This window comes from Streptobacillus felis (genome assembly GCF_001559775.1).
GTDB lineage: Bacteria > Fusobacteriota > Fusobacteriia > Fusobacteriales > Leptotrichiaceae > Streptobacillus > Streptobacillus felis.
The window spans coordinates 1-9,561 of the sequence record NZ_LOHX01000311.1; the positions used below are offsets into that span (position 1 = coordinate 1).

Below are 9,561 nucleotides of genomic sequence, written 5' to 3' on the forward strand. Positions count from 1 at the left end.
CCTTTTTGTCAGTTTGTTTCTCAAAGTTATTGTTCTTACCTTAAATTGACTTCTTGTCTTTCTTGTTTGCTTTATTTATTCCTTTTCTTTCCATTGTCCTCGTTCTGTTGCGAACTCAATTATATTACCATATCATTTTTAGTTTGTCAATAAAAAAGTTGCAGTTTTTTCAAAAAAATTTTTGAAATTTCTGCAACACTTGTTTTTACTACATTATTTAATTGCTAATTCAAATGCTTTGTCTGCATGTATTTCAGTTGTATCAAATACTGGTACATCAACATCTCCATCTTTAATAAGTAAATCTATTTCTGTACATCCTAATATTACACCTTCTGCACCTTTTTCTACTAAACCATTTATTATTTCTACATATTTATCTTTAGATTCTTTTTTTACTTCACCAACACATAATTCTTTAAATATTACATCATTTACAAATTCAACACCATGTTCACAAGGTATTAATACCTCTATTCCTCTTTCAGTTAATTTTTCTCTATAGAAATCTTGAGTCATAGTATATTTAGTTCCAAGTAAAGCTACTTTTTTTATACCTCTTTCTACTAGTACATCTGCAGTTGCTTCAGCAATATGAATAATAGGGATATTTAAGTCTTTTTGTATTTCTGGTACTACTTTATGCATAGTGTTAGTACATATTAATACAAAATCTGCACCTGCTTTTTCAAGTTTTAAAGCAGCATCTTTTAGTATTTCTGCACTCTTATTCCAATCACCACATTTTTGGCATTTTTCTATATCAGCAAAGTTTACACTATATAATATTATTTTTGCTGAATTTAATCCTCCTAAATGATGCATAACTTTGTCATTTAATAACTTATAGTAAGTAAGAGTACTTTCCCAACTCATACCACCTATCAAACCAATTGTTTTCATAAATATTCCTCCAAATAATATTTTCACAAATATTATACCTTAGAAAAGAAAAAAAGGAATAGTATTTTTTCACTTTATTTTTCAAAATATATATTAAAAAAGAAAGTGATTTCTCACTTTCCTTCCTATATTTCTTTTAATATTTTCTTTAATTCTTCTAGTTTTTCACCAAATGTTTCAAGACATGCATATACTGGTGCATTAGTATTCATATCAACACCCGCTGTTTTTAAGATATTTAATGAATAATCGCTTGCTCCTGATTTTAAATAATTAATGTATTTTTCTACAGCTGGTTTACCTTCATTTAATATTTTCTTAGCAAATGCTGATGCAGCTGACATACCTGTTGCATATTGATATACATAGAAGTTATAGTAGAAATGAGGAATTCTTGCCCACTCATATCTAATGTTATCATCATAAGTCATATCTGGACCATAGAATTTTTTATTTATATTTTCATAAATAGTTGATAAATATTCTGCAGTTAACGGTTGTCCATTTTCTACTGATTTATGAATTTCATATTCAAATTCTGCAAATTGTGTTTGTCTAAATACAGTTCCTTTTACTTGATCTAAGTAATGGTTAATTATATATGCTTTAACCGCATTATTATCAGCATATTTTTTAATTAAATAGTCACTTAAAATTAATTCATTAGTTATACTTGCAACTTCTGCTAAGAATATTGTGTAATGTCCATAAATATATGGTTGGTAATTTCTAGTATAGTAACTATGTATACTATGTCCTAATTCATGAATTAATGTAAATAAATTATCTAAAGTACCACGCCAACTAATTAATATAAATGGATTAGTTCCATAAGTTCCACTTGAATATGCTCCTGATCTTTTACCTTCATTTTCAGCATAATCTATCCATCTTTCATCAAATGCTTTCTTAATTAATCCAACATATTCTTCACCTAATACTTGTAAAGCATCTATAATTATTTCTTTTGCTTCTTCATAAGTAAATTTAAGGTCTAATTCTTTAACTAAAGAAGTGTACATATCAAACATTCTTAAGTTATCTACACCTAATTGTTCTTTTCTAAATGCAACATATTTATGTAATTCTGGTAACTTATCATTTACTGCTGAAAGTAATGAATCATATACACTTTCATCTATAAAGTTTGATGAAACTGCTGCATTTCTAGCACTAGGATATTTTCTTAATTTAGCATTAGTTGTATGATTTAATACTTGACCTTCAAGTGTAGTTGCAAAAGTATTTTTTAAACTTCTATAAGTTTTGTACATAGAATTATATGCATTTTCTCTTAAAATTCTATCACTTGATTCCATATACATCCCATATCTTGCATGATTTAGAGCTAACTTTTCTTCTTTTGAATTTTCTATTTCATCAAAAGTTATATCTGCATTATTTAACATAGAAAATGCTTTACTTGCAGTATTAGATATTTGGCTCATATTTGCAAGTAATTCTTCTTCTTTTTGTGATAATTGATGTTTTTTAGTCTTAAATAGTTTTTCAATTTCAAATTTACGTTCTACTAATCTTTCATCACTGAAGTATTTTTCTACTTCTTCTTCTGATAATTCTAATAATTTTATTTTAACAAACGTTGATTTTGCTTCATATTCAGAATATAGGCTCATTATTTTTGAATTATATTCTTGGTATTTTGAATTACCAGTATCTTCATCACCTTTTAAATGAGCATAAATATATAGTACAGTTAATCTTTGAGCTAAATTATCATCTAAATCTAAAGTTTTTACTAAATTATCAACATTTGAAGTCATACTTTCTTCGTATTTTGATATTTCTTCCATTTCTTTACTAACTTTTTCAAATTCAACTTCCCAAGCTTCATCATTTTTAAATATAGTTGTTAAATCCCAGGTTTGATTTATATCAACTTCACTTCTTTTTAAGATTTTTTCCATCTTTATTCCTCTTTCTAATTCTAATTTCATAATACATTTTATCATTTTACATTTATTTTATCAATATATTAAATCTACATTCAGTTTATTAAAGATACTAGATTTTGAAAAAGAAAGTATAAAATCTCCTCCACCAGCACCAGAAATTTTAGAATATCTATACTGAGATAACATATTTTCAATTATATCAGTATGAATAGCTGCTTCATTATTTTTCTCTAAATCATGTAGATTATCATTTAATTTATCTATATTTTCAAGAACTACATCTACATCATTAACTAATATAGCTTTATAAATTTTTAACACACTATCATTAGATTTCATTCTAAATTCTTCAAAAAATTTATTATTAATATTTATTTTAGATATTAGTTTTGAACTTTTGGCAGGACTTTTAGTCCAAATTGCAGATATATCAAGATTAGTTTCTACATCCAACACTTTAATTTCATAATTTCTATCTATTCTATTTGATGATTTAAATAATATATTTTTTTCATAACAAATACAAGCTACATCACCAAAAGAACCACTAATATTATTTTCTATCATAAAATCTATGCATACATTAAATAATTCCATACTATCTAAAACTATATTATTTAACTTAAGAATACTTTTAATGGTCACAACTATTAAAGATGCAGATGATCCTAGTCCATACTTTTTATCATTTTCATAAAGTTCACTTTCATATTTAAGTTTAGCCTTATTACTAATATCAAAATTTCTTTCTACATATTCAATTATCTTATATATCAATCCATCTTTGTCTTCAATTGATGTTGTTACTTCCCATTCTTCATTTTTATAAAAGTATAAATAGGTGTACTTTTCTATATATGAAACTATGGCGTAAGAATTTTCTTTTAAAATAGCATACTCACCTGCTAAATATAGTTTAGAACCTGCTTTCTCTAACATAGTAGTATCTTCCCTTCAAAATATTCTTTTAGCGCTTCCAATACCTTTTCTTCATCTTCTTTTAAATAAAGTACTTTTACATTAGGTCCAGCATCCATAGTTGTAAATACATTTATTCCCCTCATTCTTATTCTTTTTATTGTTTTAATGACACTGTATGTTTCTTCATTTAAAAAAGAAAATGAAGGATTAGATCTAAAAGTTGTATTATGCATAATTATAGTATTTTTTTCCATTATATTTCCAACTTTAACAAAATCATTTTCAATTAAAGCTTTCTTCATTTTTTCAAAATCATCATTAGCTCTCTTAACCCACATAGGGTAAATTACTGAATTTTGAGCTATTTTCATTGCATCTCTTGAAGGTATTTCTTTCTTTTCATCACTTACTACTATAGCTAACATTGCAAGATTTAAATCTGTATTTAACTCATAAACTTCACCATATTTGTCAAATGCTGCTAGGTTATAGAAACTTCTACACGCAGAACCTGAACCCATAGTTGAGATTTTTGCCATCTCATTTATTGATAAATTTAATTTGAAATATTCATTTAATTCCTTTGTTAAAGCACAATATGCACTAGCACTAGATGCAAGTCCAGCAGCTGTTGGAACATAATTTTTACTTTCTATACAAATTTTTTCTCTTTCTTTAACTACTCTATCCACAAATTCAAATATTTTTTTTGTTTCAGATTCATTTTGAACTACACCATTTAGTATAAATTTATCTACATCACTTTTACTAATATTTGTTTCAGTATATAGTCTGTTTGATTTTAAAGAAATACTTCCCTGTGTAGGTATTAAATAAGGATTAAATTCCTTTTTACCCCAATACTTAACTATAGCTATATTTATATATCCTCTAGCCATATATTTGATACTCCTTTTTCTTTTAAAATATTAATCAATTTATAAGCTTTTTCTTCATTTTCTATTAAGGCTATGACACAACCACCTAAGCCTGCACCAGTGATTTTAGAACCCAAAGCATATTCATTACATATATTTATTATATTTTCAATCACATCATTTGATAAATTCATATTACGTAATAAATTGTGGCTAGAATTCATAAGTTCACCCAATAATTTTAAATTCTTTTTAACAATAGCAGCTATTGCATCATCAGTTATTTTACCTAATTTTTCTATATACCCTTTATATTCATCTAAATTATTTGAAACCATAGAAACTGCTTTTTTAGTACTTCCTTTAATACCACTATCTATTATTAATAATTTTGAATTTAAATCAATATCTATATTTCTTATACCTTCTTTTTTGTTAAATAAAACATTTTTTTCATTTAATATTACAGCTATATCTATACCACTAGGATTACCATGAGCCCATCTTTCACTTTCATTCACTATATCAAAAACATTTTCATCAGTTAGATTATATCTTTCCTTAAATGCTCTAGCAACTGAAACAGCAAGTGCAGCAGAAGAACCAAGACCTCTTGCTCTTGGTATATTAGAATTAATCTCCACATATACTTCATCTAATATATTGTAATTACTTTTTATGTATTCTTTTATATGTTTAACATGCACATTTTCATTTGTATTTATTGTAGTAATTTTAGCTTCCATTTTAACTGACTTTAAATGCATAGCTATTGCATTTTTACCATAAACTACAGAATGTTCACCAAATAATATTACTTTTCCATGGGCCATAATCTCACCTCGTTTCCTATTTATTATATCATTTATCTTAATTTTATTCTATAATAAAATAAGGCAGAAATTTCTGCCTTATTAATATTTATCATTTTCTATAGATTCTATTCCCAGCAATAAAATATCTGCTGTAGTGTAATTAATTTTTTTCTTAGCATTTAGTAATCTTTCATGCTCCTCTTTATTTAGTCTAATACCTATATTGATATTTCTAAATTCGCTTTCATCTTTGTGTTTCCATATATCCCAAGGTCTTTTACTACCTTTTTTTATACCCATAATTATCCTCCTTTTAATATCTCTGCATATATTATACTACTTTTATTTTCTTTTGTAAATATTTTTGTCATTTTTTTCACAAAATTTTCAAACTTTACACATAGTTGTATTTTAAAGATATATATAGTATAATTATGTATATTAAATAAAAAGGAAAAAATATGTGGAAAAAAAACGTTAAAGATAGAATTGATGAATTAATAAATAAGGGTAAAAATTCAAATAATTATGCAATTTTTGATTGTGATAATACTATATTAATGAATGATATACAATTTGCATTAATTCATTATGTTTTAAAATTCAAGAAATATAGGACTACACCAGAGGTATTAAAATCATTTTTATACAAACATTTTCCTAATGAAGATAATGTTTTATCTAAATTTATGGAAATTTTTGAAAGGGCATATAATTCTGAATATGTATCAGATACTTATTTAGAATTCTTAGCTAATATAGAAGAATTAGTTGAATATCTATTCTTTAAATATGATCATTTTGATATTACTATGATATTTTTCTATGATATGAGCGAAGAAGAATTAAGAGCTCTTATACAAAAAGCAATAGATTATCATAATACCGTAGAATTTGGACATGAAAATTGGATTTATGAAGATAATATTTCATCATATAAGACAGGACTTTCTATAGCAAAAGAAATGGAAGAATTAATAAAAGAATTCTGCGAAAATAATATAGATGTTTATGTAATTTCAGGTTCACCTAGAATACAGGTTGAAGAAGCATTAAAACCTTTAAAACCATATATTAAAGAAATATATGGAAAAGAACTAGAAATTATAGATGGAAAAATTACTGGTGAGATAAAAGAAGGAACTATAGAAACATACTATGAAGGTAAAGTTGAAATAATAGATAAGTTTCTATATAACAAATATAACAAAGGCCCTATTTTTGTTGCTGGAGATAGCATGGGTGATTATCACATGCTTACAAGATATGAGGATACAGAAATTTCATTACTTATAGACAGAAATAGAACTGGAAAATTCAGTGAATTGCTAGAAGCAAATGATGACAGATATTTAAGCCAAACTGTAGATGAAACTATAGGTAGGTTCATTGATGCTGAAAAAAGTATCACTTTTTAAAAAGGAGGAATTATGCAAAACTATGATATTATAGTAGTAGGGGCAGGACATGCAGGAGTTGAAGCTTCACTTGCTGCAGCAAGACTAGGAAAAAAAGTAGCTCTTTTTACTATATACTTAGATAATATTGCAATGATGAGTTGTAATCCAGCTATAGGTGGTCCAGGTAAATCACATATAGTTAGCGAAATAGGTATGCTTGGTGGACAAATGGCCATACATATAGATAAGTATAATTTACAACTAAAAAATTTAAATCATACTAAAGGACTTGCAGCTAAGATTACAAGAGCTCAAGCTGATAAATATTGGTATAGAATTAAAATGAGAGAAATCATTGAAAAACAAGAAAACTTAGATGTAATACAAAATATGGTAGAAGATCTAATATTAGATGAAAATAAAAAAGTTATAGGTGTAGTAGATGCCCTTGGTCTTTCATATTCAGCTAAGGCTGTAATACTTTGTACAGGAACTTTTTTAAATGGAGAATATATTATAGGAGATGTTAAATATTCTGCGGGAAGACAAGGAGAAAAAGCAAGTAATTCTTTACCAGATAATTTAGTTAAATATGGTATAGAAATGGATAGATATCAAACTGCTACTCCACCAAGAATAGATAAAAAAAGTATTAATATAGATATATTAGAAAAATTAAATGGTGAAACTAATCCTAGATATTTTTCATATATGACTAAAGAAGTTGAAGAAAAACCTTTAGAAACATGGTTAACATTTACTACTGAAGAAACTATTAAAGTAGGTCAAGAATTATTAAAATTCTCACCTATAGTTACAGGTATAGTTTCTACAAAAGGACCTAGACATTGTCCTTCACTTGATAGAAAAATAATGAACTTCCCTGATAAGACAGATCATCAAATTTTCTTAGAACAAGAATCTAGAGAAAGTGATGAAATATATGTAAATGGATTTACTACGGCTATGCCTCCATTTGCCCAAGAGAAGTTAATTAGAACTATTAAAGGTTTAGAAAATGCTAAAATATTAAGATATGGTTATGCAGTTGAATATGATTTCATACCTGCAAAACAATTACATTTTTCATTAGAATCTAAGGTTATAGAAAACTTATTCCAAGCAGGAACTATTAACGGAACTAGTGGTTACGAAGAAGCTGCAGCCCAAGGATTCATTGCAGGAGTAAATGCTGTTCGTAAAATAGAAGGAAAAGATCCTATAATAATATCACGTGATGAAGGATATATAGGAGTTTTAATCGATGATATAATTAATAAAGAAACACCTGAACCATATAGAGTTTTACCTTCACGTGCTGAATATAGATTAACATTAAGACAGGACAATGTATTTATTAGATTACTAGAAAAAGCAAAAGAAATAGGATTATTAGATAAAGATAAATTGAAAGAACTAGAAGAAAATATAGAAATCATTTCAGAAGAAATAGAAAGACTTAAGGAAATAAAAATTTATCCAAATAAAGAAAACAATGAAATACTTAAATCTATTGATATTAATGCATCACATAATAATGTAATGAATGCTTTTGAATTTTTAGGTAGACAAGAAATAAATTATGATAATCTTAAATTATTTGTAGAAACAAAAGATTTACCTAAAATATCTAAAGAGCAAGTAGAAATTGAAGCTAAGTATAAAATCTTTATTGAAAGAGAAAGAAATCAAATAGAGAAATTTAAAAAACTTGAAAATATTTCTATACCAGATGATTTCGATTATGAAAATGTAAAAGGACTATCAAATATAGCAGTAAGTGGACTAAGTTATACTAAGCCTAAAAATATAGGACAGGCAACTAGAATAAGTGGTGTTACATATAACGATATTGCTATCTTAGTTTCTATACTAAAGGAGGTTAAGTAATGTCTAAATATTTTACTCCGGGTGAATATCATCTATCATATTTTTCACCTGAACATTTAAAACCACTTTTTGTCCTTACAATAATTTGTATAATATTACTCTTAATACCTTATTTATTTAAAGGTATAGAAAAAGGTAAATATACAATATTTCTTGGAATTTTATGCTTAGTAGTTAAATTAGGTGATTCACTTTATAGAATATATTTTGAAAACGATGTATGGTATAATACTGTACCACTAAATTTATGTAATATTTCATTAATATTTGCAGGAATATACTTTATTACTAAAAGAAGAATATATTTTAACTTTGTATATTTTTGGTTTTCAGGAGCAATACTTGCAGTAATAATACCAGGATTTTCTGTTTATTACTCACCTTTATATGTATATTCATTTATAGCAAGTCATATGTTTGAAATATTTGCTGTATTCTATGGATTTATACATCTAGATGAAAGAATAACATTTAAAGGATTTGTAACTTCAGTATTTGGTTATTTATTATTAATAGGAATTTCATTTATATGGAATGGTATCTACGGTACTAATTTTATGTTCATGTCAGATTATGTAATACCAGCTGTAAGTTTCATTAAACCATTTTGGTTCTACCAAATAGCGCTAGTAGGTCTATTTGTATTATCTATGGTATTTATGTATTTACCTTTCGTTAATAATCAAAAAGAAGAATTAGAAGAAGTGACTATATAGAAAAGGGGCTGTTCCGAAATAGCCTAAAAAAATTATGGAGAATTCTAAATTTTTTAGAATCCTCCATTTTTTTTAACAATTTTTAACCTTTTATTTCAATCTAAATAAATATACTTAATTTT

9 protein-coding genes are annotated in these 9,561 nt (G+C 26.0%); 3 read left to right on the top strand and 6 right to left on the bottom strand.

From position 1 onward, the window contains the following. Positions 1–213 precede the first annotated feature (213 nt). From AYC60_RS07155 to AYC60_RS07180, 6 genes are all read right to left on the bottom strand, one after another. Positions 214–903, bottom strand: a complete 690-nt coding sequence (locus tag AYC60_RS07155) for an aspartate/glutamate racemase family protein (protein ID WP_067322985.1) — start codon at positions 901–903, stop codon at positions 214–216. A 125-nt stretch (positions 904–1,028) separates the two neighbouring features. Continuing rightward, positions 1,029–2,831 carry an oligoendopeptidase F gene (gene pepF / locus AYC60_RS07160; protein WP_082762598.1) on the bottom strand — a complete coding sequence of 601 codons (1,803 nt, stop codon included), beginning with the start codon at positions 2,829–2,831 and terminating at the stop codon, positions 1,029–1,031. 60 nt (positions 2,832–2,891) lie between these two features. Next, positions 2,892–3,758 (bottom strand): mevalonate kinase family protein, encoded by an 867-nt coding sequence (locus tag AYC60_RS07165; protein WP_067322991.1) that lies wholly within the window; start codon positions 3,756–3,758, stop codon positions 2,892–2,894. After that, positions 3,752–4,639, bottom strand: coding sequence for a diphosphomevalonate decarboxylase (gene mvaD, locus AYC60_RS07170; RefSeq protein ID WP_067322994.1), 888 nt, complete (start codon positions 4,637–4,639; stop codon positions 3,752–3,754). The genes AYC60_RS07165 and mvaD overlap by 7 nt, the downstream gene beginning before the upstream one ends. Further along, positions 4,621–5,451: a mevalonate kinase gene (gene mvk / locus AYC60_RS07175; protein WP_067322996.1), complete on the bottom strand. Its 831-nt coding sequence runs from the start codon at positions 5,449–5,451 to the stop codon at positions 4,621–4,623. The genes mvaD and mvk overlap by 19 nt, the downstream gene beginning before the upstream one ends. An 81-nt stretch (positions 5,452–5,532) precedes the next feature. Continuing rightward, positions 5,533–5,733, bottom strand: coding sequence for a hypothetical protein (locus AYC60_RS07180; protein WP_067322999.1), 201 nt, complete (start codon positions 5,731–5,733; stop codon positions 5,533–5,535). 161 nt (positions 5,734–5,894) lie between these two features. Between AYC60_RS07180 and AYC60_RS07185 the strand changes: the two genes are divergently transcribed. From AYC60_RS07185 to AYC60_RS07195, 3 genes are read left to right on the top strand one after another with little or no spacing between them, the layout of a single operon-like run. Further along, a complete protein-coding gene (locus AYC60_RS07185) occupies positions 5,895–6,851 on the top strand; it encodes an HAD family hydrolase (protein ID WP_067323002.1) in 957 nt (318 codons plus the stop codon). Between the two features lie 12 nt (positions 6,852–6,863). After that, positions 6,864–8,723 carry a tRNA uridine-5-carboxymethylaminomethyl(34) synthesis enzyme MnmG gene (gene mnmG, locus AYC60_RS07190; RefSeq protein WP_067323005.1) on the top strand — a complete coding sequence of 620 codons (1,860 nt, stop codon included), beginning with the start codon at positions 6,864–6,866 and terminating at the stop codon, positions 8,721–8,723. After that, entirely contained in the window at positions 8,723–9,439 is a 717-nt protein-coding gene (locus AYC60_RS07195) for a YwaF family protein (protein ID WP_067323007.1), read from the top strand. The genes mnmG and AYC60_RS07195 overlap by 1 nt, the downstream gene beginning before the upstream one ends. Positions 9,440–9,561 lie beyond the last annotated feature (122 nt).

Bases quoted from the DNA above. Each gene is read 5' to 3' on its own strand.
- AYC60_RS07155 (WP_067322985.1), bottom strand. From the start codon at position 903: ATGAAAACAATTGGTTTGATAGGTGGTATGAGTTGGGAAAGTACTCTT.
- pepF (WP_082762598.1), bottom strand. From the start codon at position 2,831: ATGGAAAAAATCTTAAAAAGAAGTGAAGTTGATATAAATCAAACCTGG.
- AYC60_RS07165 (WP_067322991.1), bottom strand. From the start codon at position 3,758: ATGTTAGAGAAAGCAGGTTCTAAACTATATTTAGCAGGTGAGTATGCT.
- mvaD (WP_067322994.1), bottom strand. From the start codon at position 4,639: ATGGCTAGAGGATATATAAATATAGCTATAGTTAAGTATTGGGGTAAA.
- mvk (WP_067322996.1), bottom strand. From the start codon at position 5,451: ATGGCCCATGGAAAAGTAATATTATTTGGTGAACATTCTGTAGTTTAT.
- AYC60_RS07180 (WP_067322999.1), bottom strand. From the start codon at position 5,733: ATGGGTATAAAAAAAGGTAGTAAAAGACCTTGGGATATATGGAAACAC.
- AYC60_RS07185 (WP_067323002.1), top strand. From the start codon at position 5,895: ATGTGGAAAAAAAACGTTAAAGATAGAATTGATGAATTAATAAATAAG.
- mnmG (WP_067323005.1), top strand. From the start codon at position 6,864: ATGCAAAACTATGATATTATAGTAGTAGGGGCAGGACATGCAGGAGTT.
- AYC60_RS07195 (WP_067323007.1), top strand. From the start codon at position 8,723: ATGTCTAAATATTTTACTCCGGGTGAATATCATCTATCATATTTTTCA.